This window comes from Amycolatopsis sp. FDAARGOS 1241, from assembly GCF_016889705.1.
Classification (GTDB): Bacteria; Actinomycetota; Actinomycetes; order Mycobacteriales; family Pseudonocardiaceae; genus Amycolatopsis.
In genome coordinates, this window is record NZ_CP069526.1 from 6,377,326 (window position 1) to 6,400,628 (window position 23,303).

A 23,303-nucleotide genomic window follows, 5' to 3' on the forward strand; every position below is an offset into this window, starting at 1 on the left:
GAGCCGGCGATCGCACAGCCGTGGGTGCGGGCGCTCGTCACCGAGCTGAAGCGCACCCGCGGCTGAGCGCTCAGGCGCCTTCGTCTTCGAGCATCTCCGCCGTCACGGCCGACTCCGTGTCCGGGATGCTCAGCTCCTTCGCCCGCTTGTCCGCCATGGCGAGCAACCGGCGGATGCGCCCGGCGACCGCGTCCTTCGTCATCTGGGGGTCGGAGAGCTGGCCGAGTTCCTCGAGGGACGCCTGGCGGTTCGACAGGCGCAGCTTGCCCGCGGCCAGCAGGTGGTCCGGGGCGGTGTCGCCGAGGATTTCGAGGGCGCGTTCGACCCGGGCGGCCGCCGCGACGGCCGCGCGGGCCGAGCGGCGCAGGTTGGCGTCGTCGAAGTTGGCGAGGCGGTTGGCCGTGGCGCGGACTTCGCGGCGCATGCGGCGTTCTTCCCACTGCAGCACGCTCGCGTGCGCGCCGAGGCGCGTCAGCAAGGCACCGATGGCGTCACCGTCGCGCACGACGACGCGGTCGGCGCCGCGGACTTCGCGGGACTTGGCCTGGATGCCCATGCGGCGGGCGGCGCCGACGAGCGCCAGCGCGGCTTCCGGGCCCGGGCAGGTGACCTCGAGCGACGACGAACGGCCCGGCTCGGTCAGCGAACCGTGCGCCAGGAACGCACCGCGCCACGCGGCTTCCGCGTCGGCGACCCCACCGGAGACGACGGCGGCGGGCAGGCCGCGCACAGGGCGCCCGCGCTGATCGATCAACCCGGTCTGGCGGGCGAGGCCCTCGCCGTCCTTGACGACGCGCACGACGTAGCGCGTGCCCTTGCGCAGGCCGCCGCTGGCGGTGATCACGTGCACGTCGGACTGGTGTCCGTAGAGCTCGTGGATCTCCTTGCGCAGCCGCCGCGCCACGGAGCCCGTGTCGAGCTCGGCTTCCACCACCACGCGGCCGGCCACGATGTGCAGCCCGCCCGCGAAGCGAAGCAGCGATGCGACCTCCGCCCGGCGTGGCCCCACCTTCGTGATCTCGAGCCTGCTGAGTTCGTCCTTCACCGCGGCGGTCATCGCCATGTAGTGCCCCTCCTGCCTTCCGCTGCGCGCCCTCCGTCAGCCACAGTGCCCGCTGGTTCCCCCGTCGAGGCCGAGAGCCTCTCGCATGCACCGGGCGAGCGCATCAGGATCATGCCGTCCCTCCACCACCGGGTCGGCCACCGCCCCTAGGTGGGCGCGGCCGCCGAGCCGCTCCGCCGCCCGGCGCAGACTCGCCGGGTCGGGCACGGAATCGCGATCCGCGATCACGGCGTCGACCCGCAGCGCGGGGGCGTGTTCGAAGAGTACGTCCAGATGCCGCTCAGGTGAGAATCCGGCAGTTTCCCCCGGCTGGGGGACAAGGTTGAGGACCACCACCTTCGTGGCCTTCGTGCGCACGAGCGCGTCGTGCAGATCCGGCACGAGCACGTGCGGCAGCACGCTCGTGAACCACGACCCGGGCCCGAGGAACACGACGTCGGCGCCCAGCACCGCGTCGATGGCCTCCGGGCAGCCGTGCGGCGGCCGTGCCTGGCGCGCGGCCGGGTGCAGGCTGATCCGGTGCACCTGGCCGGGCGTGCTCGCCACCGCGACCTGGCCCCGGATCCGGCGCACCGCGTCGAGGTCCTCGCTGTCGAGACCACTCACCTCGGCCTCGATCTCCAGCGGTTCCGGCGACATCGGCAGCACACGCCCCGAAATCCCCATCAACCGGCTCGCCTCGTCGAGCGCCGCGACGGGATCACCGAGCACCTCGAACAGGCCGGCCAGCAGCAGGTTGCCCACCGCGTGGCCGGCCAGCGCGCCGTCGCCGCCGAAGCGGTGCTGGAACACCTCGGCCCACAGCGCGCCGCCGTCCTCCGCGGCGAAGGCCGCGAACGCCTGCCGCAGATCGCCCGGCGGGAGGAGGCCCAGTTCGCGGCGCAACCGCCCGGACGAGCCCCCGTCGTCGGCGACGGTGACCACCGCCGTGACCTCACGGGTGACCCGCCGCAACGCGGTCAGCGTCGCGTGCAGTCCGTGTCCGCCACCGAGCGCGACAGCGCGCACGTCACTCACGGCCAAGGTCGCGGTGCACCACCTTCACGGCCATTCCGTCTTCATTGGACAGTCGGTGCGCGAGCTCCTCGGAGATCGCGACGCTGCGGTGCTTGCCGCCGGTGCAGCCGACGGCCAGCGTCAGGTACCGCTTGCCCTCGCGCTTGTAGCCGGCGCCGATGAGCCGCAGCAGCTGGTGGTAGCGGTCGAGGAATTCCTCCGCGCCCTCCTGCGAGAGCACGTAGTTGCGGACCTCGCCGTCGAGCCCGGTGTGGTCGCGCAGCTCCGGGATCCAGAACGGGTTCGGCAGGAACCGCACGTCCATCACGAGGTCGGAGTCCATCGGCAGCCCGTACTTGTAGCCGAACGACAGCACGGTCACGCGCGTCTGCGTGCTCGCCTCGGACCCGAAGGCGTCCTCGATCTTGGCGCGCAGGTCGTGCACCGACAGCGCCGAGGTGTCGAGCACGAGGTCGGCCTCCTCGCGCAGCGGCGCCAGCAGCTTGCGCTCGGCCGTGATGCCGTCGGCGAGCCGGCCGTCACCCTGCATCGGGTGCCCGCGCCGGACCGATTCGAAGCGGCGCACCAGCACCGCGTCCGTCGCCTCCAGGAACAGCACGCGCGGCTTGTAGCCCCGCGCGTCGAGGTCCTTGATCACCGAGGCCAGGTCGTCGGTGAACGCGCGCGAGCGCACGTCCATCACCACGGCCACCTTGGTGATGGCGCCGCGCGCCTGCGCGCCCAGCTCGACCATGGTGGCGATCAGTTCCGGCGGCAGGTTGTCGACGACGAACCAGCCCAGGTCCTCCAGGCACTTCGCCGCGGTCGAGCGGCCCGCTCCGGACAGGCCGCTGACGACGGCGACCTCCATCCCGGTTCCCCGGCTCTCCTCTTGCGCACTCACGGTGGTTCCTTCCCCGATCACGACCCCTTGTCCCCTCCCGATGCGGCGCCGGTCTCCCCGGCCAGCGCCGCCACCACGGCCTCCGCGGTGCGCCTGCCGAAGCCGGGCACCGCCTCGATTTCCTCGATCCTGGCCTGCTTGAGCTTCTTCACCGAGCCGAAGTGCTTGATCAGCGCGGTGCGCCGAGCCTGCCCGAGCCCGGGCACACTGTCCAATTCGGACACCGAAAGCCGCTTGGACCGCTTCTCGCGGTGGTACCGGATGGCGAACCGGTGGGCCTCGTCGCGCAGGCGCTGCAACAGGTACAGCGCTTCGGACGTGCGCGGCAGGATCACCGGATCGGGGTCGCCGGGCAGCCAGACCTCTTCCAGCCGCTTCGCGAGCCCCACCACCGCGATGTCCGTGATCCCCAGTTCGGCCAGCACGTCGGCGGCCGCCGTCGCCTGCGGGCCCGCGCCGTCGACCACGAGGAGGTTCGGCGGGTACGCGAACTTGCGCGGCCGGCCGGTCTCGGGGTCGATGCCGGGCCGCGCCGGATCGAGCTCCGCCCCGTCGCCGGAAGCCGGCTCCGCGTCGGCCGCGGTTTCCTTGAGGTAGCGGTGGAACCGGCGGCGCACGACCTCCGCGATCGACGCGACGTCGCCTTCCTCCGCCGCCTCCCGCAACGCGAACCGGCGGTACTCGGACTTGCGCGCGAGCCCGTCCTCGAACACCACGAGCGACGCGACGACGTCGCTGCCCTGGATGTGGCTGATGTCGACGCACTCGATGCGCAGCGGCGCGCTGTCGAGCGCGAGGTAGTCCTGCAGCTCCTGCAGCGCGGCCGAGCGCGCGGTCAGGTCGCCGGCGCGGCGCAGCTTGTGCTGGGTGAACGCCTCGCCCGCGTTGCGCTCCACGGTTTCGGCGAGCGTCTTCTTGTCGCCGCGCTGCGCGACGCGCACCCGCACGCGCGAACCGCGCAGGCCCGAGAGCCACTCGGCGAGCGCGTCGGCGTCCGCGGGCAGCTCGGGCACGAGCACCTCGCGCGGCACGACCGGACCGGTGTCGACGCCGTCACGCACCGCCCGCTCGGCTTCTTCGCCGTAGAACTGCGTGATGAACTGGTCGACGAGATCCGTGACGGCCATCTCCTCGGCCTTGTCGATGACCCACCCGCGCTGCCCGCGCACGCGCCCGCCGCGCACGTGGAACACCTGCACGGCCGCTTCGAGCTCGTCGTGCGCGAAGGCGACCACGTCGGCGTCGGTGCCGTCGCCGAACACCACGGCCTGCTTCTCCATCGCCCGGCGGAGCGCGCCGAGGTCGTCGCGCAGTCGCGCCGCGCGCTCGAACTCCAGCTCCTCCGACGCGGCGGCCATCTCCTGTTCGAGCCGCTTGATCATCACGTCGGTGCGGCCCGCGAGGAAATCGCAGAAGTCCTCGACGATCGAGCGGTGCTCGTCGGCCGTGACCCGCCCGACGCACGGCGCCGAGCACTTGTCGATGTAGCCGAGCAGGCACGGCCGGCCGATCTGGCCGTGGCGCCGGAACACGCCGGCCGAGCACGTGCGGGCGGGGAACACGCGCAGCAGCAGGTCGAGCGTCTCGCGGATGGCCCACGCGTGGGAGTACGGCCCGAAGTAGCGCACGCCCTTCTTGCGCGCCCCGCGGTAGACGTGCAGGCGCGGGAACTCCTCGTTCAGCGTCACCGCGAGCACGGGGTAGCTCTTGTCGTCGCGGTAGCGGACGTTGAACCGCGGGTCGAACTCCTTGATCCAGTTGTACTCGAGCTGCAGCGCCTCGACCTCGGTGGTGACCACGGTCCACTCGACGCTCGCCGCCGTGGTGACCATCTGGCGCGTGCGCGGGTGCAGGCCCGTGAGGTCGGCGAAGTAGGAGTTCAGCCGGCTGCGCAGGCTCTTCGCCTTGCCGACGTAGATGACCCGCTTCGCGGCGTCGCGGAACTTGTACACGCCAGGCGCGTCCGGGATGCTCCCCGGCGAGGGACGGTAGGTGGTCGGGTCAGCCACGCCTCTGAATCTACGCAGTGGCACGTAGTGCCTCCGTTGAGGGTGGTGGCGGGGCATGGATGGACTATGGCTCCGCCCTGACAGTTCTGCGAGGCCCCGGTGGTCGGTACCCGGGCGCGCCTTTCCAGCCGCTCAGCACCCGACGGAAGTCGGGTGATCCGGGCGCGAGCGACCTTCGTCGGTTCCCGGTCGGGTGACGCGCTGATTACGGTCCGTTCCGGCCGAGACCCGGCGCTTCCGGTCCCCACCGAAAGGAACTCCTCGTGAGAAGAACCCGTTCCGCCGGCGCGGCCACGGCCGCTGCGGTCGCGCTGACCCTCGCGGGCGGTACCGCCGCGACCGCGCAGACGAACATCGTCGGCGGCGGCACGGCACCAACCGTCAGCTGGGGCGCCCAGGTGTACGTGAACACGCCGGGCCGCGACTTCCAGGGCTTCAACTGCTCGGGCACCGTCATCGCGTCGCGCTGGGTCATGACGGCCGTGCACTGCCTCGACGAGGACGGCAGCGGCATGTACGTGCGCGTCGGCACCAACACGCTCTTCGGCGGCACCAAGATCGCCGTGGACCGGGAAGAACAGTCACCCAACGGCGACATCGCGCTGCTGCACCTCGCGCAGGCCACCACCGCGAAGCCGATCACCTTCGGTAGCGCCGACCCGGCCACGGGCGGCACCAACCAGCTCTACGGCTGGGGCCGTACGACCCCGACCGGCCCGCCCGCGTCGTCGCTGAAAGTCGCCGACGTCCAGGTCAGCGGGCACTCGACCGACGCGTACGGCGGGCGCGCGATCCAGAGCGTCGGCATCAACGGCTCGGCGTGGAAGGGCGACTCGGGCGGACCCGAGGTCGCCGGCGGCGTGCAGGTCGGCGTCGCGTCGACCGTGCAGAACCAGAGGGGCACGAACACCCGCGGCACCAACAACTACGCGAGCGTCGCCGCCAGCCGTTCGTGGATCCACGGCGCCGCGGGCGTCTGAGCCGAGCCGGGGGTGCGTGGCCGGGTGCCCCGGGCCACGCACCCCTATCCTGGCGGGCATGCGGATCGCGACCTGGAACGTGAACTCGATCGTGCCGCGGTTGCCGCGCGTGCTCGACTGGCTCGAGCACGCCGCGCCCGACGTGCTCTGCCTGCAGGAGCTGAAGAACACCACCGACGCGTTCCCGGCCGAAGGGGTGAAGGCGCTCGGCTACGACGTCGCCGCGTTCGGGCTGAGCCGCTGGAACGGCGTCGCGATCGTGTCCCGCGCCGGCCTGACGGACGTGGTCCGCGGCCTCACGGGCGAACCGCGGTTCGACGGCGCCGCCGAGGCGCGCGCCGTCGGCGCCACCTGCGGCGGCGTGCGGGTGTGGTCCGTGTACGTGCCCAACGGCCGCGAACCCGGCAGCCCGCACTACGCCTACAAGCTGGAATGGCTCGAAGCACTGCGCACGACCGTCGCAACCGAGCTGTCCGGGCTGTCCGGGCCGGCTGGGCTATCCGGGGTGTCCGGGCCATCGGGGCCGTCCGGCACGCCGTTCGCCGTGCTGGGCGACTTCAACGTCGCGCCCACCGACGCCGACGTGTGGGACCGGTCTCTCTTCGAAGGCTCCACCCACGTCACCGAACCCGAACGCGCCGCGCTGGCCCGGCTTCGCGACCTCGGGCTCGGCGATGTCTTCCCGCGCCCGCTCAAGTACGACCACCCGTTCACGTACTGGGACTACCGCGCCGGGAACTTCCCCAACAACCGCGGGATGCGCATCGACCTCGTGTACGGCAACGAACCCTTCACCACGGCCGTACGGGATTCCTATGTGGACCGGGAGGCGCGCAAGGGCAAGGGTCCGTCCGACCACGCGCCGATCGTCGTCGACCTGGATCTCTAGCGGCAGCGGAAAAGAAAGAGCCGCCCGGACCGTGCCGGGCGGCTCTTTTCGTGAAGACTTCAGGAAGCCGTGGCCTTCTTGTGCAACCGGCGCAGCGCGCGCACGGCGAGGACGGCGCGCTCGCGGTCCACGGCCTGCACGGCCATCACCGAGTAGTACTCGTCGTCGGGAAGTTCCAGGCGCGCCCACGACGCGCCGTCGGGGAAGCTCACCGACAGGACCTCCTGCCACGCGAAGCGGCGGCTGGTGAGCACGTTGCGGACCTCGATGCCGGTGGCGTCGGCCTTCACGCGCGCGTTGGCGAACAGCATCGTGCCCAGCGCCAGCAGCACGCCGATGCCGATCATCGCCACCTGGTCCGACTTCTCGAAGACCACGCCGGTGTGCGAGGTGCGCAGCAGCACCGCCACCACGACGAACACCGCGAGCAGCACCACGGCCAGCGCGCTGCACATGATCACCGCCCGCCGGGGGCGGATGACGAGGGTGGTGTCCTGCTCCTGCGTCACGGCCGGGCTCACACGAATCCCCGTTCGGTCCAGGGCTGGCGCAGGCTCCGCAGCACGTGCGCGGTGTCGAGCGCCGCGACCGTGGCTTCGTAACCCTTGTCCTCCTTGGACCCCGGCAGACCGGAGCGGTCGAGCGCCTGCCGTTCGTTCTCGACGGTGAGCACCCCGTTGCCCACGGGCGTGCTCTCGTCGAGCGCGACGCGCGTGAGGCCGGCGGTGACCGAGTCGCACACGTAGTCGAAGTGCGGGGTCTCACCGCGGATCACCACACCGAGCGCGACGACCGCGTCGTGGTGGCGCGCCAGCGCCTGCGCGACCACCGGCAGCTCGATGGCGCCGGCGACGTGCACGACGGTCGGCTCCTCCTCGAGCTCGGCCGCCTTGGCGGCGGCCAGCGCGCGCTCCAGCAGCGTGTCGGTGATGTTCGCGTTCCACCGGGTCGCCACGATGCCGAGCTTGAGCGCCTTGCAGTCGCTCAGGTCGAGCTCGTACTCGGGCCGTCCCTCACCGCTCATCGGGTGCTGTCCCCTTCTCCGCCTGGTCGGCGGCACCCACTTGTTCGTAGTGCTCCAGCTGCCTGAGGTCGTGCCCCATGCGGTCGCGCTTGGTGCGCAGGTAGTGGAGGTTCTCGGGGTTGGGTGAGATCGGCAGCGGCACCCGGCCGCTCACCCGCAGGCCGTAGCCCTCGAGGCCGACGCGCTTGGCCGGGTTGTTCGTGAGCAGCCGCATGGAGCGCACGCCGAGGTCGCACAGGATCTGGGCGCCGGTGCCGTAGTCACGGGCGTCGGCCGGCACCCCGAGGGCGAGGTTGGCGTCGACGGTGTCCGCACCAGCGTCCTGCAGCTGGTAGGCCTGCAGCTTGTGCAGCAACCCGATCCCTCGGCCCTCGTGCCCGCGGATGTAGAGCACCACCCCGCGACCCTCGTCGGCCACCGCCTGCAACGCCGCCTCCAGCTGCGGCCCGCAATCACAGCGCAACGACCCGAACACATCACCGGTCAGGCACTCCGAGTGCACCCGCACCAGGATGTCCTCACCATCGCCGACCTCGCCGTAGACGAACGCGATGTGCTCGATCCCGTCCAGCAGACTGTCATACCCCACCGCCCGGAACGTGCCCGCGGTCAACGGGATCCGCGCCTCCGCGACCCGCTCCACCTGCTTCTCCGTGCGCCGCCGGTACGCGATCAGATCCGCGATCGTGATGACCCGCAGATCATGATCGGCCGCGAACACCTCCAGCTCGTCCCGCCGCGCCATGTCGCCCTCGTCCTTCTGCGACACGATCTCGCACAACACCCCCGCCGGGTTCAACCCCGCCATCCGGGCCAGATCCACCGCGGCCTCGGTGTGCCCCGGCCGGCGCAGCACCCCACCCTCCTTCGCCCGCAACGGCACCACGTGCCCCGGCCGGCGGAAATCCTTCGCCGACGCCGCCGGATCGGCCAGCAACCGCATCGTGTGCGCCCGATCCGCCGCCGAAATCCCCGTCGTGATGCCCTCGGCCGCATCCACCGTCACGCTGTAGGCGGTCCCGCGCACATCCTGGTTCGTGTGATACATCGGCGGCAGATCCAACCGGTCGGCCTCCGCCTCGGTCAACGCCACACACACATACCCCGAGGTGTAGCGGACCATGAACGCCAGCAACTCCGGCGTCGCCTTCTCCGCCGCGAAGATCAGATCACCCTCGTTCTCCCGATCCTCGTCATCCACCACGACCACCGCACGCCCGGCCGCGATGTCCGCGACCGCCGCCTCGATGGCGTCCGCGTCGAACACCGTCCCGGAACCGCAGGGTGTCCAGCCCGCCTGCGGCTCGGCCGCCTTCGTCTCGCTCACGGCTGCTCCTTCGTACCGTCCGACCGAACGTCACACATTGTGCGCGCTCGCGGCCAGGTGTGGGGTTGCCAGCTTCTCCACGTACTTCGCGACCACGTCCACCTCGAGGTTCACGAGGTCGCCGGCTTCGCGCCGCCCGAGCGTCGTAGCCTCGAGGGTCGTCGGGATGAGCGCCACCGAGAACTGCTCGTCCGTGACCGACGCCACGGTCAGCGAAACGCCGTCGACGGCGATCGACCCCTTTTCCACCACGTATTTCCCCAGCGCCGTGGGCAGGGCGAACGTGGTCACGCCCGTGTCGTCACGGGACAGGAAGACCCCGGTGCCGTCGACGTGGCCCTGCATGATGTGCCCGCCGAGCCGGCCTCCCGCGGGGGTGGCGCGCTCGAGGTTCACGGCATCGCCGACCGCGACCTTGGTGAGGCTGGAGCGCGCGAGTGTCTCGTTCACCACATCGACGGTGAACTCACCATCCGAGACGGTCACGACCGTCAGGCAGACCCCGCTGACGGCGATCGAGTCGCCGTGGGCCGCGTCGGACGTGACCAGGGGACCACGCACGGTGAGCCGCGCCATGTTGGTGTCCTGCTCGACCGCGGTGATCTCGCCGATCTCTTCGACAATCCCGGTGAACACTGCTGCTGCCTCCTTGCCCGCCGTCACCGTCCGAAACCCGGTGATCCCTCCATCCAACACCCGCCGGCACCCCGTTGTTTCCCCGGGCGCGGGTCAGCTCGGACGGTGCCGCGCGGCCTGTTCGCGCAGCGCCGCGACCGCCTTGCCGGGGTCGTCCGCGCCGTAGACGGCGGACCCGGCGACGAAGCAGTCGACGCCGGCTTCGGCGGCCTGCTCGATGGTGTCGGCGTTGATGCCGCCGTCGATCTCGACGACGAGCTTGAGGTGGCCGGTGTCGACGAGCCGGCGGGCGGTGCGCACCTTCTCGAGCACGTCGGCGATGAACGACTGGCCGCCGAAGCCGGGCTCGACCGACATCACGAGCAGCGTGTCGTAGTGCTTGAGGGTCTCGACGTGGGGTTCGAGCGGGGTGCCGGGCTTGATCGACAGCCCGGCCTTCGCCCCGGCCGCGCGCAGGTCCTTCGCGAGCTTGACCGGGTCTTTCGCGGCCTCGACGTGGACGGTGACGTTGTAGGCGCCGGCCTCTGCGTACCCGATGGCCCAGCGGTCGGGGTCGTCGATCATGAGGTGGCAGTCGAGCGGCACGTCGGTGGACCTGAGCAGCGCTTCGACCACGGGCAGGCCGAGCGTCAGGTTCGGCACGAAGTGCGCGTCCATCACGTCGACGTGCACCCAGTCGGCGCGGGTCTCCCCCGGCCGCGCGACCGCGGCGATCTCCTCGCCGAGGCGCGCGAAGTCCGCGGACAGGATGCTGGGTGCGATGAGAGGTCGGTCTGCCACGGCCCGAGTCTAGGTGGGGCGGGTTAACCGTCGTGAACCGGCTGCGGCGCCCCCAGCGTTCGCTTTTCGGACATTCATTGATCATCAGAATTCTTCGCTCGGAACAGGTGCAGGCGGACTAATGGTCCGAGCCAGAATTTCCGGATTAATCCCGCACGAGGAGAACTGCATGAGAACGCTCTTCGCAGGCCGTCGCAAGTGGGTGACGGCGGGCGCGCTGGGCGCGGCCCGGTCGCACTGGCGGCGTCGGACCCGTCGGCCCCGTCGGACGCAGCCGGGGCCCGTGCCGCTTCGGCCGGCGACCGCACCCAGCAAGTCCGCAACGCGATCGAGGGCGGCACCGCGCGCAACGTGATCCTGTTCATCGGCGACGGCATGGGCCAGTCGGAGATCACGGCGGCCCGCAACTACGAGCGCGGCGCGGCCGGGCGGCTCGCGATGGACGAGCTGCCGCTGACGGGCGACTACACCACCTACGCCGTGGAGCAGAACAACCCCGGCAAGCCGAACTACGTGACCGATTCGGCCGCGTCCGGCACCGGCTGGGCCACCGGCACCAAGACCTACAACGGCGCGATCTCCGTCGACGCGTACGGCAACGCCGTGCCGACCATCCTGGAGCTGGCCAAGCGCGGCGGGCTGCGCACCGGTGACGTCACCACCTCCGAGATCCAGGACGCCACCCCGGCCGTGCTCGGCTCGCACGTGGTCAGCCGCGACTGCAAGGGCCCGGTCGAGACGACCGCCAAGTGCGCGCGCAACGCCAAGGAGAACGGCGGCGCCGGCTCGATCTCCGAGCAGCTGGTGCAGACCCGGCCCGACGTGCTGCTGGGCGGCGGCGCGACCTTCTTCGACCAGAAGGTGACGGCCGGCAAGTTCAAGGGCAAGACCGTGCTCGACCAGGCCAAGGGAGCCGGCTACGACGTCGTCACCACGGCCGCGGACCTGGCGAAGGCGAAGAAGGGCACGCCGCTGCTGGGCCTGTTCGCGAAGAACAACATGCCGGTGAACTGGACCGGCCCGGCCGCGGTCCACGGCGGCACGCAGCCGGCTCGCTGCACCCCGAACCCGGCGCTGCCGAAAACCCAGCCGAAGCTGGCCGACCAGACTCGCAAGGCGATCGAGCTGCTCGACGACCGGCGCAGCGACAAGGGCTTCTTCCTCCAGGTCGAAGGCGCCAGCATCGACAAGCAGGACCACGCGGCCGACCCGTGCGGCCAGATCGGCGAGACGGTCGATTTCGACGCCGCGATCGCCGCGGGGCTGGCGTACGCCCGCACCCACCGCGACACCCTCGTGCTGGTGACCGCCGACCACGGTCACAGCAGCCAGATCGTCGAGCCCACCGCCACCCCGGGCCTGACCGCGACGCTGATCACCAACGAGGGCGCGAACATGACGCTCGCGTAAGGCACGGCGGAGCCGGGCGGCTCGCAGTCGCACACCGGCACCCAGGTCCGCCTCGCGGGCTACGGGCCGCAGGCGGCCAACGTCGCCGGCCTGACGAACCAGACCGACCTGTTCTCGACGCTCAAGCGCGCTCTGCGCCTGCGCTGATCGTTCGAGCGAACTGCCCCCGGCCGTCGGACCGGGGCAGTTCGCTACGCGGCGGGCAGCAGGTCCAGCACCTCGGACCACGGCCGGCACGGATCGAGGCGGTGGAGGCGCACGCCCGCCGACGCGAGGGTGTCGAGGTGCCGTTGCCAGGCCGGGTGGTGCACCCGGGTGTCCTGGATCTGGTAGGCCGCCACGATCGTGATGCCGGGGGCGCCCAGGACGTCGCCGAGCAGCGTCAGGGCCTGGTTGTCGGCGATGCCCAGCGCGAGCTTGGCCAGCGAGTTGGCCGACGCGGGCGCGAAAAGGAACACCGACGGGTCCGGGAGCGGGCGGGGCTCGCCGGGCAACCGCGAAACGCTGCGGACCGGCAGGTCCGTGGTGGCGCCGAGCTCGGCCAGCCCGCCCGTCGAGTCGAGCCAGCGGTGGGCGACGGGCGTCAGCGTGATCGCGAGGCGCCAGCCGCGCGCCGACGCCGGCCGGGCGAGCTCGGCGGTGAACCGGGTGTCCAGCCCACCGCACGAGCTCGCGACCAGCCCGAGGTCCCTCACGGCTTGCGCAGGGTGGCGCAGAACATCGCGTCGGTGCCGTGGCGGTGCGGCCAGAGCTGCACGTATGGCCCGTCGCCGAGCTGCGGCACGCCCGGGAAGAACTCCCGCGTGTCGAGGATCTCGCTCTTGGTCCGGCGGGCGATCTCGCCGACCACGCCCTCGGTTTCGGCCAGGTGCGGCGAGCACACGACATACGTGACCACCCCGCCCGGCCGGACCAGGTCGAGCGCGGCCGTGAGCAGCTCACCCTGCAGCTTCGTGAGGTCGGCGACGTCGCCGGGCTTGCGGCGCCAGCGCGCCTCCGGGCGGCGCCGCAGCGCACCGAGGCCGCTGCACGGCGCGTCGACCAGGATGCGGTCGAAGCCGGGTTCGAGACCGGACTCACGACCGTCCGCGACGCGCACGGTCACCGGCAGCCCCGCCGTCGCCTGCTCCACGAGCCGGGCGCGGTGCGGGGCCTTCTCGACGGCGTCCACGGTCGCCCCGCTGATCGCCGCGAGCGCGCCGAGCAACGCGGCCTTGCCGCCGGGGCCGGCGCACAGGTCGAGCCAGCGCTCGTCGGAGCCTTCCAGCGGCACCTTCGTGGCGGCGATCGCGCACAGCTGGCTGCCCTCGTCCTGCACCGCGGCCAGCCGTTCGCGCACGGGCTCGGCGTCGGCCGGGTCACCGGCACCGGCAGGCAGCCGCACGCCGTAGGGCGAGTACGGCGCGGGGTCGCCGCCCGTGATCGCGGCCAGCTCGTCGGCGGAGATCTCGCCGGGGCGCGCGACCAGGTGCACCTCGGGGCGCGCGTCGTCGGCTTCGAGCGCGGCCTTCAGCTCCGCGCCCTTGTCCCCCAGCGCTTCCGCGAACGAGCGCGCGATCCAGCGCGGGTGCGCGGTGCGCAGCGCGTACGCGCCGATCGGGTCCGTCGCCTCGTCGGGTGCGAGCTCGTCGAGCCACTGCGCTTCGTCCTTCGCGGACACCGCGCGCAGGATCGCGTTGGCGAACCCCGTGGCCCACGAACCGGCTTCGGCGCGCACGAGGTCCACAGTGGACCCCACGGCGGCGTGCTCCGGGATGCGCGTGCGCAGCAGCTGGTACACGCCGAGGCGCAGCGCGTCGAGCACGACCGGGTCCGTCTTCTCGACCGGGCGTTCGGCGCACGCGCCGATCACGGCGTCGAGCAGCCCCTGGGCGCGCGAGGCGCCGTACGTCAGCTCGGTGGCCAGCGCCGCGTCGCGGCCGCCGAGGCGGCGTTCGCGAAGCAGCTGCGGCAGCACGAGGTTCGCGTACGCGTCCTTCTCCCGCACCGCGCGCAGCACGTCGAACGCGACCTGCCGGGCCGCGTCGACCTCCGGCGGACGGCGCGGTCCTTGCTTGCGCGGGGCCGGCCGGCCCCGCTGCGGCCGCGACGGCCGCCGTTCCCCACGCTCGTTCACCGCAGGCGCTCTCCCTCTTCGATCCGTGTGCCGCGCGCCCAGTCGGTGGCCGCCATCCGCTTCTTGCCCGGTGCCTGGACCTCGCCCAGCCGCACCGGTTTCGTCGCCGTGCCCACGAGCACGCGCTTGCGCTCCACCACGAGCTCGCCGGGCGCCGGGCCGGGCTCGTCGACGACGGTCACCGGGCCGAGCTTCAAGCGCTCGCCGCGGAACTCCGCCCACGCGCCCGGGTCGGGCGTCACCGCGCGGATCAGCCGGTCGACGGCCGGGGCCGGGTCGGCGAACGACACGCGAGCGTCGTCCACCGTCACCTTCGGCGCGTACGTCACCCCGTCGGCGGCCTGCTCGACCGCCTGCAGCGTGCCGGCTTCGATGCCGTCCATCGTGGACAGCAGCAGCTGCGCGCCCGATTCGGCCAGCCGGCCGAGCAGCGCGCCCGAAGTGTCGGCCGGCCCGACCTTCTCCGTGACGACGCCGAACACCGGCCCCGCGTCGAGCTCCTTGACGATGCGGAACGTGCTGGCGCCGGTGATCTCGTCGCCGGCGCGCACCGCCGCCTGCACCGGCGCGGCACCGCGCCACGCGGGCAGCAGCGAGAAGTGCAGGTTCACCCAGCCGTGGGCCGGGATGTCGAGCGCGCGCTGCGGCAGCAGCGCCCCGTACGCGACGACGGGGCACGCGTCGGGCCCCAGCTCGGTGAGCCGCGCCAGGAACTCGGGATCGCCCGCGCGGGCCGGCGTGAGCACCTCGATGCCGTGCTCGTCGGCGAGCGCCCCGACGGGCGAGCGCACGACATGGCGGCCGCGCCCGGCCTGGGCGTCGGGCCGCGTGACCACCGCGACGACCTCGTGGCGCCCGGACTCCAGCAGGGCGCGCAGCGACGGCACGGCGGGTTCCGGGGTGCCGGCGAAGACGAGCCGCATCACCGCACCTCCGGCTCGGGAAAGGGGGGTTCAACCTGGTCGGACATCGGGTCGAGTCTAGAAGACCCGCGCGTCGCCCCGGCGGTGGTGCCAGGATCGACCCATGACCACGCTCAAGCAGACCCTCCACGACGACCTCACCACCGCGATCAAGGCGCGCGACCAGCTCCGCTCCGCGACCCTGCGCCTGACGCTGTCGGCCATCGGCTACGAGGAAACCGCGGGCGACACCCACCGCGAGCTGGCCGACGACGAGGTCCGGAAGATCATCACCCGTGAGGTCAAGAAGCGCCGGGACGCCGCCGACGCCTTCGCCAAGGCCGGCCGCGCCGAGTCCGCCGATCGCGAACGCGCCGAGGCCGAGGTGCTCACGGCGTACCTGCCGGCGCAGCTGTCCGACGAGGAGCTGACTTCCCTGGTGACGGAAGCGGTGGCGGCGACCGGCGCGTCGGGCATGGCCGGCATGGGCGCGGTGATGAAGGCGGTGCAGCCGAAGATCGCGGGCCGCGCCGAGGGCTCCCGCGTCGCCGCCGAGGTGAAGCGGCAGCTGGCCGGCTGAGCCGGCCGGTCCCGGCGCGGCGTCCCGTGCTGCCCGTAGGAGTCGCGCAGCACGGGCGGGTGGCGGGCTTCTGCCGCCGGAACGAGAAAACCCGGTGCCCGCCGTCCACGGGACCGGGTTCCCGGCCGGCTTACCGAGGCGCGACCACGGCCAGCGTCGCCAGTCAACGAGACCGCCCACCGCCACGACGACACCGCCCAGCGAGGCCGCCGCGGCGGCGAGTTCGACGACGAATCCGACGAGCCGCCGCGCGATCCGGACCACCGCGGCGAACACGACGAGGACGAGCACCAGCACTACCGCCGAAGTTCCCGTGCCGTAGCCGTCGGCAGCCGCCAGCTCGTTCACCGTCCGCCTCGCCCCGCGAATTCCCGTTCCGCGGGCGGGTTTCGCGCGCGACCGCGCGGCCACGCCTCGACTTCTCGACGGATTTCGAGTGCGCGCCGGCGCTCCGAACCCAGCCGCCACGCCCAGCGCCAGCCCGCGCCGGGCGACACCGCCGAGCCGAGCACGAGTACCAGAACCGCTTGCCCGGCAAGGCCGTTCAGCGGCACGAGCCGCAAGACCACGAGCAGCGCCCACAGCTGGGTCACGGTGAACCGGATCACCAGCGCCGCCGCGTAGACCCGCGACGCCGGCGAATCGGTTGCGGGGCGGGAAGAAACGGGTTCATGACTGCTTCCCTCGTGAGCGTGTGCCTCCAGGATTCCCCTGGGGCCCAGGGAAATCTATGTCAGCAGACACGTTCGGGGAAGATCAGCGGGCGAGCCGGCCCAGCTCCGTGAACCGGTGGATCACGACCTGACCCCGCGCGGTGCTCAGCACCCCACGGCTACGCAGTTCCCGGGTCACCCGGGCCTACGATTCCCGCGAAACCGCCGCGGTGGCCGCGCCGCGCGATCGTGCCCCCGCCGAAGTCGAGCCGCGGCCACATCCGTGCGTGCAACCCCACCAGCACGGTCTCCTTCCGCACCGCGAACCGCCGCGTCCCGCTCCGGCCGAACGAGTACACGGCGCGCCTCGTGCTGCTCGGCGGCGTCGTCTGGAACCCGCAGACCCGCGAGCTGCTCGTCCTGATCCCCGCACCGATCCGCCAGGAGAACCGGGGGGCCGACCACGACGAGCCGGGCCGGTTCGAAGTGACCCGCCCGGACGGCACGACCGAGCAGTTCACACCGCAGATCTCCCCCGACGGCACTTTGTTGAGGGACGTCGCGCTCTTCTACCGCGGGGTGAACCCGCTGAACCGCAAACGCACCGTGACCGTGTGCAACGGGATGCACGGGCGGGGCACGCTCGGGGCCGTGCGCGCCTTGACCGACCCCCGCTTTCGCGACCGCAACCAGGCGTACGTGGACGCGCGCTTCGCGGGTGTGGAGTGCTTCGGCGTCCTCTGCCGGGTGCCGATCTTCAACAACCAGGGGCTGACCCCGGACTGGACCCTGGCGGAGCACCGGCTGCACGAATGGCCGGAACCGAGCCAGGCCTGACCGCGGCCGGCTAGATCAGGTCCAGTGGATCGAGCTGGATCCGCACCGGCTCGGCCGCCTTGCGGGCGTCCCGCCGGGCGGCGGCGTCGTGCAGCACCGTGGCCAGCGTCTTGCCCTCTGGACGGGCGACGCGCACCAGGGCGCGCTCGCGGGCGGCGTTGCCGTCCTGGTCGAGCTCGCCGAGGGGGACCGGACCGAGGATCTCGCCGGTGCCGGGCAGGGGCAGGTCGTCGAGGACCGAGGCGACGGCATCGGGCGAACCCTCGACGCTCGCCATCCGCATGGCAGGCGGGAACCCGAGCTCCCGCCGCTGCGCGAGCTCCAGACCGGCGTGCCAGGCCGGGTCCCAGCGGACCAGCGCCTGCACCACGGACAGGCCCGCCTCGGCGCCGACCACGATCCGGCCGCCCGAAGCAGCCGGGCGCACGAGGGCGCCGGCGGCCATCCAGCGGCGCAGCGTCTCCTCGGCGGCGCGCAGGTCCTGCCGGCCGAGCAACGCCCAGCCGTCGAGCAGCAGCGCGGCGCCGTAGCCGCCCTCGGCCACGGGTTCGGCCCCGGGGGTGCAGACCACCAGCGCGGGGCGCCCGGGCACGCTCGCCAGCACCTCGGCCGCCCCCGACGTCCGTACGGGCACGCCGGGGAAAGCCCGCCCCAGCTCCTCCGCCGTGCGTTTCGCGCCCACGATCACCGCGCGCAGCCGCACCGAACCGCAGGCCGGGCAGCGGAACGCGGTCTCGGGCACGCCGCACCAGCGGCACGCGGGCGGCCTCGGCGCGCCGTCGACGGAACCGCCCGGCAGCGCCAGCGGACCGGCGCAGCGCCGGCAGTGCGCGGGCGTCCGGCAGTTGCCGCACGCCAGCCCCGGCACGTACCCGCGCCGCGGCACCTGCACCAGCGCCGGCAGCCCGGCCGCGAACGCCTGGCGCGCCGCCTCGAACGCGACCGCGGGCAGGCGGGCGACGCGCGCGGCCTCGTCGCGCGCCACGTCGAAGTCCTCCCCCACCGGCGTCACGCGCGGAGCCGCCGCGCGCAGCGCGCTGCGGTCGGCCGCCACGGCCTGCGCCCAGCCCGATTCCACGAGCAGCTGCGCCTCCGCTGTCCGCGCAAACCCGCCGACGAGCAGCGACGACTTCGTGGCGTGCGCGCGGTCCATCAGCACGTCGCGCACGTGCGGGTAGGGCGCGTGCGGGTCGAGGTGCAGGTCGTCGCCGTCGTCCCAGACCACGAACAGGCCCGGGTCGGCCACCGGGGCGAACATCGCCGCGCGCGTGCCGACGACGACGCGCACGCCGCCGCGCAGCACGGCGAGCCAGCGCCGGTACCGCTCCGCCGGACCGAGACCCGCGATCAACGCGACCACCGCGTCTTCGCCCAGCAACGCGACACACGCCTCGTGCACCCGCGTGAGGTCCCGGTGGTCCGGCACCACGAGCACCGCGCCGCGCCCGCACGCCGCCGCCACCGCCGCGGCTTCCGCGAGCCGCCGCGGCCAGTCCTCACCCGGCAGCGCCTGCCACACGGCGTTGGCGGGTTTGCCGTCGGCCACGGCGTCGAGGAACGCCGGACCCCGCTGGTACCGCCCCCACGCGGACACGTCCGGCACCTCCGGCGCGGGCGCGGGCTCCCGGGCCGGCTCGCCCTCCGCCTTCGCGTGCCGCGGCGGCAACGCGAGCCGCAGCACGTCGGACAAGGTGCCGCCGTAGCGGTCGGCCACGGACCGGCACACCGCGTGCAGCGACGGCGGCAGCACCGGTTCGCTCGACGTCACCCGCTCCAGGTACGCGAGCTTCCGCTCGTACTCCGTGGTGTCCGTGCGCTCCACGAGGTAACCGTCCACGAGCTGGCCCGCGAACCGCACGCGCACGCGGCAGCCCGGCACCGCGGCCTCGTGCAGCTTGTCCGGCACTTGGTAGTCGAACGTGCGGTCCAGGTGCGCCAGCGGGATGTCCACCACGACCTTCGCCACGGGCAGCTCGGGCGCCGGTTGCTGCTGGCCCTTGCGCGGTGCGGCCTTCTTCTTCGCGCTGCCGGACGAAGCGCGCAGCGAAGCGGCCTTCGGCTCCGAGGCGGAGCGCGAAGGCTCCGGCAGGTCCCACAGCGGGGCGGGTTCGGAGCTGCTCACCCCGAGATCTCTACCAGACGCCTCCGACGGTCCCGCCGCCAGAACACGGACAGCGACACGGCCGAGGCCCCCGTTCCGGTGCTGGGCACCGGAACGGGGGCCTCGGGGAACGTGCTGCGCCGTTCATTACCAATCCGACCACAGTCACGGCCAACTGCCTTGCGTCGCAACGTAACCGTCTTGCTCGGGGTTCGGCCTGCTGTCGGTCGGATCAGCAATCAGGCGCCCGCGAGCGAACGCAGGGCCTCGGCGCGCGCGGTGCTCTCCCACGGCAGGTCGAGGTCCGTGCGGCCGAAGTGGCCGTACGCGGCGGTCGGGGCGTAGATCGGGCGCAGCAGGTCGAGGTCGCGGATGATCGCGGCCGGCCGCAGGTCGAAGACCTCGCTGATCGCGTCCTGGATCTTCGTCGGGTCCACGGTCTCGGTGCCGAACGTCTCCACGAACAGGCCCACCGGCGCGGCCTTGCCGATGGCGTAGGCCACCTGGACCTCCACGCGTCCGGCCAGCCCGGCGGCGACCACGTTCTTGGCCACCCAGCGCATCGCGTACGCCGCGGAACGGTCCACCTTGGACGGGTCCTTGCCCGAGAACGCGCCACCGCCGTGGCGGGCCATGCCGCCGTAGGTGTCGACGATGATCTTCCGGCCGGTCAGCCCCGCGTCGCCCATCGGGCCGCCGATCACGAAGCGGCCGGTCGGGTTCACAAGCAGGCGCGTGCCGGACGTGTCGAGGCCCAGCTCCGCGAGCTCCGGCTCCACCACGTGCTGCTTCACGTCGACGCCGAGCATCTGCTCGAGGTCGATGCCGTCGGCGTGCTGCGTGGACACGACCACGGTGTCGAGGCGCACAGGCTGCTCACCCGCGTACTCGATGGTGACCTGGGTCTTGCCGTCCGGGCGCAGGTACGGCAGCACGCCGTCCTTGCGGACGCCGGTGAGGCGGCGGGAGAGGCGGTGGGCCAGCGCGATCGGCAGCGGCATGAGCTCGGGCGTGTCCGAGCAGGCGTACCCGAACATCAGCCCCTGGTCGCCGGCGCCCTGGCGGTTGATCTCGTCCTCGTCGCTCTCCACCCGCGACTCGTACGCGGTGTCGACACCCTGCGCGATGTCGGGCGACTGGGAGCCGATCGCCACGTTGACGCCGCACGAGTTGCCGTCGAAGCCCTTGGCGGACGAGTCGTAGCCGATCCGCAGGATCACGTCCCGCACGATGGTCGGGATGTCGGCGTAGGCCTCGGTGGTCACCTCCCCGGCCACGTGCACCTGGCCGGTGGTGATCATCGTCTCCACGGCGACCCGGCTGCGCGGGTCCTTGGTGAGCAGGCCATCGAGGATCGAGTCGCTGATGGCGTCACAGATCTTGTCGGGATGGCCCTCAGTCACCGATTCCGACGTGAACAGCCTTTTGGTGGACGCAGTCACGACCTCGTCACTTCCCTCGGTTCGGCACGGTACCCAGCGAAACTTAGGTACCCCTTGCGCGGCCCCACATTACCCAGAAGGCCTAGTGCTGGAGTCGACGTTCCCGCAAGTCTGTTACAGCGTCCCACACTGTGGCCGCCAGCCTGGCCTTCGCGCCGAGCGGGATCGCCTGTTCGGTTCCGTCGGCCGCGAGCAGCCACCCGGAGTTGTCCTCGGTGCCGAACGCCTTGCCGTCGCCCACCGCGTTGACCACCAGCAGGTCGGCGCCTTTGCGGCGCAGCTTGGTGCGGGCGTGGTCGAGTACGCTGCCGTGCTCGTCGCCTGTTTCGGCCGCGAACCCGACCACAGTCTGGCCCTCGCGCCGACCCGCGACGAGCTCGGCGAGGATGTCGGCGTTGCGATCGAGGGTGATCACGGGGTCGGGCGAGTCGTCGGACTTCTTGATCTTGTGTTCGGCGCGCGTGGCGGGCCGGAAGTCGGCGACGGCCGCGGCCATCACCACGACGTCGGCTTCCGCGGCGGCCGCGTGCACCGCCTTGCGCAGGTCCTCGGCGCTCGACACGCGTTCGACCACGGCGCCGGCAGGCTGCGGGAGCTCGACGGTGTGGGCCGCGATCAACGTCACGTCGGCGCCGCGCTGGGCGGCGACGCGGGCGAGCGCGAAACCCTGCTTGCCCGACGAACGGTTGCCCAGGTAGCGGACGGGGTCCAGCGGCTCGCGCGTACCGCCTGCGGAGACGACCACCCGCAGGCCCTCGAGGTCACGCGGCAACGCGCGCGGCTCGTCGAGCAGCAACCGGGCGAGGTCGACGATCTCGGCCGGATCGGCCAGCCGGCCCTTGCCAGTGTCGACGCCGGTGAGGCGCCCCGCGGCGGGCTCGGTCACGACCACACCGCGCGACCGCAGCAGTGCGACGTTGTCCTTAGTGGCCGGGTGCTCCCACATCTCCGTGTGCATCGCCGGGAAGAAGGCGATCGGGCACCGGGCGGTGAGCAGGGTGTTCGTGAGTAGGTCGTCGGCGATGCCGTGCGCGGCCTTGGCCAGCAGGTTCGCGGTCGCCGGGACGACCAGCACGAGGTCGGCTTCCTTGCCGACCCGCACGTGCTGCACCTCGGGCACCTCGGTGAACACGCCGGTGTGGACCGGGTGTCCCGACAGGGCCTCGAACGTGGCCGCGCCGACGAAGTTCAGCGCGGCTTCGGTGGGCACCACACGCACGTCGTGCCCGGATTCCGTGAGACCCCGCAGGACCTCACAGGCCTTGTAGGCGGCGATGCCGCCGCCCACGCCCAGGACGATCCTGGGCTTGCGGTCATTCACCCTCGGTGTGCTCGAGCAGGCCACCGTGGATCTCGCGCAGCGCGATCGACAGCGGCTTCTCCCGCGGACCGGGCTCGACGAGCGGGCCCACGTACTCGAGCAGGCCTTCGCCCAGCTGGGCGTAGTAGTCGTTGATCTGCCGGGCCCGCTTGGCCGAGTAGATCACCAGCGCGTACTTCGAGGAGACCTTCTCGAGCAGGTCGTCGATCGGCGGGTTGGTGATGCCTTCGAGCTCTTCCAGCGTCGCCTGTTGAACAGCCACTCGCGCTACTCCGTATCGTTGCGAAGATCGGCGGCAGAGGTGTCGCCACCGGTAATCAAGTCTAGCAACCGCTGAGCAGCGGCCCGCACGTCGGTGTTGACGACCCGTTCGTCGAACTCGCCCGCGGCGGCCAGCTCACGCTCCGCCTCGGCGAGCCGGGCCTGCACCGCGGTCTCCGACTCCGTCCCGCGCCCGGTGAGCCTGCCGACCAGCTCGTCCCACGACGGCGGCATCAGCATCACCAGCCGGGCCTCCGGCATGGCCGCCCGGACCTGCCGGGCGCCCTGCAGTTCGATCTCCAGCACGGCGGGCCTGCCTTCCGCCAGCGCCCGTTCCACGGGCTCGCGCGGCGTGCCGTAGCAGTTGCCCGCGAACTCCGCCCACTCCAGCAGCCGCCCGTCGGCGACCATGCGGTCGAACTCCGCCCGGTCGATGAAGTGGTAGTGACTCCCGTCGACCTCGCCGGGCCTCGGCTTCCGCGTCGTGACTGAGACGCTGAAGTAGATGTCCGGCTCGAGCCTGCGCAGCTCCCCCACCACGCTCGACTTCCCGACCCCGGAAGGCCCCGAGACGACGGTGAGCCGGTGGCGGGAGGTTCCCCCCGCCACCGGCTCACCGTCGCGGCCGGTACCCCGGATCACCGGGTAGTCCTGACCGACGCCGCTCACTCGCCGCTGAACTCGGCCAGCAGCGCCTTGCGCTGCCGGTCGCCGAGCCCGCGGAGCCTGCGGCTGGGGGCGATCTCCAGTCGTTCCATGGTCTGCTGGGCACGAACCTTGCCGACGCCGGGGAGAGCCTCGAGCAGGGCCGAAACCTTCATCTTGCCGAGGACTTCGTTCTCCTCGGCCTGCTTCAGCACGTCGACCAGAGTGGTACCGCCCCGCTTCAGCCGCTCCTTCAGCTCAGCACGGATGCGGCGAGCGGCGGCGGCCTTCTCCAGCGCCGCAGCACGCTGTTCCTCTGTCAGCTGGGGAAGTGCCACGTTTTCCTCCGGTAGTTCTCAAATCTGGGTGGGTGACGCGACGGTACCCACCCTTGAGCAGGGGCCACAATGCGGGGGTGGCTGGTGGA

General features: G+C 72.3%; 24 protein-coding genes and 1 pseudogene. 6 read left to right on the forward strand and 19 right to left on the reverse strand.

Going from position 1 to position 23,303, the window contains the following annotated elements; genetic code table 11:
- Nucleotides 1-70: 70 nt before the first annotated feature.
- From whiA to uvrC, 4 genes are read right to left on the reverse strand one after another with little or no spacing between them, the layout of a single operon-like run.
- Complete coding sequence (gene whiA, locus I6J71_RS31160) at nt 71-1,063, reverse strand: DNA-binding protein WhiA (RefSeq protein WP_204090123.1); 993 nt, start codon at nt 1,061-1,063, stop codon at nt 71-73.
- A 36-nt stretch (nt 1,064-1,099) separates the two neighbouring features.
- Nucleotides 1,100-2,071, reverse strand: coding sequence for a uridine diphosphate-N-acetylglucosamine-binding protein YvcK (gene yvcK, locus I6J71_RS31165; RefSeq protein ID WP_204097321.1), 972 nt, complete (start codon nt 2,069-2,071; stop codon nt 1,100-1,102).
- 1 nt (nt 2,072) lies between these two features.
- Nucleotides 2,073-2,930 carry an RNase adapter RapZ gene (rapZ, locus tag I6J71_RS31170; RefSeq protein ID WP_204097322.1) on the reverse strand — a complete coding sequence of 286 codons (858 nt, stop codon included), beginning with the start codon at nt 2,928-2,930 and terminating at the stop codon, nt 2,073-2,075.
- A gap of 50 nt (nt 2,931-2,980) precedes the next feature.
- Nucleotides 2,981-4,972, reverse strand: coding sequence for an excinuclease ABC subunit UvrC (gene uvrC, locus I6J71_RS31175; protein WP_204090124.1), 1,992 nt, complete (start codon nt 4,970-4,972; stop codon nt 2,981-2,983).
- A gap of 263 nt (nt 4,973-5,235) precedes the next feature.
- On the opposite strand from uvrC, the gene I6J71_RS31180 reads away from it, so the two are divergent.
- On the forward strand, nt 5,236-5,952 hold the full coding sequence (locus I6J71_RS31180; protein ID WP_204090125.1) for a trypsin-like serine protease: 717 nt from the start codon (nt 5,236-5,238) through the stop codon (nt 5,950-5,952).
- Nucleotides 5,953-6,010: 58 nt separating this feature from the next.
- Nucleotides 6,011-6,841, forward strand: coding sequence for an exodeoxyribonuclease III (locus I6J71_RS31185; protein ID WP_204090126.1), 831 nt, complete (start codon nt 6,011-6,013; stop codon nt 6,839-6,841).
- A 59-nt stretch (nt 6,842-6,900) separates the two neighbouring features.
- Here I6J71_RS31185 and I6J71_RS31190 read toward each other — a convergent pair whose 3' ends face one another.
- From I6J71_RS31190 to rpe, 5 genes are all read right to left on the reverse strand, one after another.
- Nucleotides 6,901-7,296, reverse strand: a complete 396-nt coding sequence (locus tag I6J71_RS31190; RefSeq protein ID WP_204097323.1) for a PH domain-containing protein — start codon at nt 7,294-7,296, stop codon at nt 6,901-6,903.
- Nucleotides 7,297-7,358: 62 nt separating this feature from the next.
- Nucleotides 7,359-7,865 carry a 6,7-dimethyl-8-ribityllumazine synthase gene (gene ribH, locus I6J71_RS31195; protein ID WP_204090127.1) on the reverse strand — a complete coding sequence of 169 codons (507 nt, stop codon included), beginning with the start codon at nt 7,863-7,865 and terminating at the stop codon, nt 7,359-7,361.
- Nucleotides 7,855-9,132, reverse strand: a complete 1,278-nt coding sequence (locus tag I6J71_RS31200; RefSeq protein WP_204097324.1) for a bifunctional 3,4-dihydroxy-2-butanone-4-phosphate synthase/GTP cyclohydrolase II — start codon at nt 9,130-9,132, stop codon at nt 7,855-7,857. Before I6J71_RS31200 ends, ribH begins: the two co-directional genes overlap by 11 nt.
- Before the next feature lie 90 nt (nt 9,133-9,222).
- On the reverse strand, nt 9,223-9,828 hold the full coding sequence (locus I6J71_RS31205; protein WP_204090128.1) for a riboflavin synthase: 606 nt from the start codon (nt 9,826-9,828) through the stop codon (nt 9,223-9,225).
- A gap of 93 nt (nt 9,829-9,921) precedes the next feature.
- Nucleotides 9,922-10,608, reverse strand: coding sequence for a ribulose-phosphate 3-epimerase (gene rpe / locus I6J71_RS31210; protein ID WP_204090129.1), 687 nt, complete (start codon nt 10,606-10,608; stop codon nt 9,922-9,924).
- A gap of 198 nt (nt 10,609-10,806) precedes the next feature.
- Here rpe and phoA point away from each other — a divergent pair, with 198 nt between their 5' ends.
- The gene (gene phoA / locus I6J71_RS31215; RefSeq protein ID WP_239154023.1) at nt 10,807-12,018 is read left to right on the forward strand and encodes an alkaline phosphatase; all 1,212 of its coding nucleotides are present in this window, start codon (nt 10,807-10,809) and stop codon (nt 12,016-12,018) included.
- Between the two features lie 72 nt (nt 12,019-12,090).
- Nucleotides 12,091-12,165, forward strand: a pseudogene (locus I6J71_RS49145) (hypothetical protein); the annotation flags it as partial.
- A gap of 44 nt (nt 12,166-12,209) precedes the next feature.
- Here the strand turns inward: I6J71_RS49145 and I6J71_RS31220 are convergent.
- Genes I6J71_RS31220 through fmt form a run of 3 tightly spaced genes read right to left on the reverse strand, consistent with a single transcriptional unit; the run spans nt 12,210 to nt 15,057 of the window.
- Nucleotides 12,210-12,713, reverse strand: coding sequence for a flavoprotein (locus tag I6J71_RS31220; protein WP_204090130.1), 504 nt, complete (start codon nt 12,711-12,713; stop codon nt 12,210-12,212).
- The gene (locus tag I6J71_RS31225; protein WP_204090131.1) at nt 12,710-14,134 is read right to left on the reverse strand and encodes an RsmB/NOP family class I SAM-dependent RNA methyltransferase; all 1,425 of its coding nucleotides are present in this window, start codon (nt 14,132-14,134) and stop codon (nt 12,710-12,712) included. Before I6J71_RS31225 ends, I6J71_RS31220 begins: the two co-directional genes overlap by 4 nt.
- The gene (fmt, locus tag I6J71_RS31230) at nt 14,131-15,057 is read right to left on the reverse strand and encodes a methionyl-tRNA formyltransferase (RefSeq protein WP_204090132.1); all 927 of its coding nucleotides are present in this window, start codon (nt 15,055-15,057) and stop codon (nt 14,131-14,133) included. Before fmt ends, I6J71_RS31225 begins: the two co-directional genes overlap by 4 nt.
- A 103-nt stretch (nt 15,058-15,160) precedes the next feature.
- Here fmt and I6J71_RS31235 point away from each other — a divergent pair, with 103 nt between their 5' ends.
- Entirely contained in the window at nt 15,161-15,616 is a 456-nt protein-coding gene (locus I6J71_RS31235) for a GatB/YqeY domain-containing protein (RefSeq protein WP_204090133.1), read from the forward strand.
- A gap of 344 nt (nt 15,617-15,960) precedes the next feature.
- On the opposite strand, the gene I6J71_RS31240 is transcribed toward I6J71_RS31235, so the two are convergent.
- Nucleotides 15,961-16,209, reverse strand: coding sequence for a hypothetical protein (locus I6J71_RS31240; RefSeq protein ID WP_204090134.1), 249 nt, complete (start codon nt 16,207-16,209; stop codon nt 15,961-15,963).
- Nucleotides 16,210-16,518: 309 nt separating this feature from the next.
- On the opposite strand from I6J71_RS31240, the gene I6J71_RS31245 reads away from it, so the two are divergent.
- Complete coding sequence (locus I6J71_RS31245) at nt 16,519-17,106, forward strand: hypothetical protein (RefSeq protein WP_204090135.1); 588 nt, start codon at nt 16,519-16,521, stop codon at nt 17,104-17,106.
- Nucleotides 17,107-17,116: 10 nt separating this feature from the next.
- On the opposite strand, the gene I6J71_RS31250 is transcribed toward I6J71_RS31245, so the two are convergent.
- The 6 genes from I6J71_RS31250 to mihF form a co-directional block, all read right to left on the reverse strand.
- The gene (locus I6J71_RS31250) at nt 17,117-19,228 is read right to left on the reverse strand and encodes a primosomal protein N' (RefSeq protein ID WP_204090136.1); all 2,112 of its coding nucleotides are present in this window, start codon (nt 19,226-19,228) and stop codon (nt 17,117-17,119) included.
- A 218-nt stretch (nt 19,229-19,446) separates the two neighbouring features.
- Nucleotides 19,447-20,649 carry a methionine adenosyltransferase gene (metK, locus tag I6J71_RS31255; protein WP_204090137.1) on the reverse strand — a complete coding sequence of 401 codons (1,203 nt, stop codon included), beginning with the start codon at nt 20,647-20,649 and terminating at the stop codon, nt 19,447-19,449.
- 82 nt (nt 20,650-20,731) lie between these two features.
- Complete coding sequence (coaBC, locus tag I6J71_RS31260; RefSeq protein ID WP_204090138.1) at nt 20,732-21,970, reverse strand: bifunctional phosphopantothenoylcysteine decarboxylase/phosphopantothenate--cysteine ligase CoaBC; 1,239 nt, start codon at nt 21,968-21,970, stop codon at nt 20,732-20,734.
- Nucleotides 21,963-22,232, reverse strand: a complete 270-nt coding sequence (rpoZ, locus tag I6J71_RS31265; RefSeq protein ID WP_098509382.1) for a DNA-directed RNA polymerase subunit omega — start codon at nt 22,230-22,232, stop codon at nt 21,963-21,965. Before rpoZ ends, coaBC begins: the two co-directional genes overlap by 8 nt.
- A 5-nt stretch (nt 22,233-22,237) precedes the next feature.
- A complete protein-coding gene (gmk, locus tag I6J71_RS31270) occupies nt 22,238-22,900 on the reverse strand; it encodes a guanylate kinase (RefSeq protein ID WP_204090139.1) in 663 nt (220 codons plus the stop codon).
- Entirely contained in the window at nt 22,897-23,214 is a 318-nt protein-coding gene (gene mihF, locus I6J71_RS31275; RefSeq protein ID WP_003096398.1) for an integration host factor, actinobacterial type, read from the reverse strand. The genes gmk and mihF overlap by 4 nt, the downstream gene beginning before the upstream one ends.
- Nucleotides 23,215-23,303: the final 89 nt, after the last annotated feature.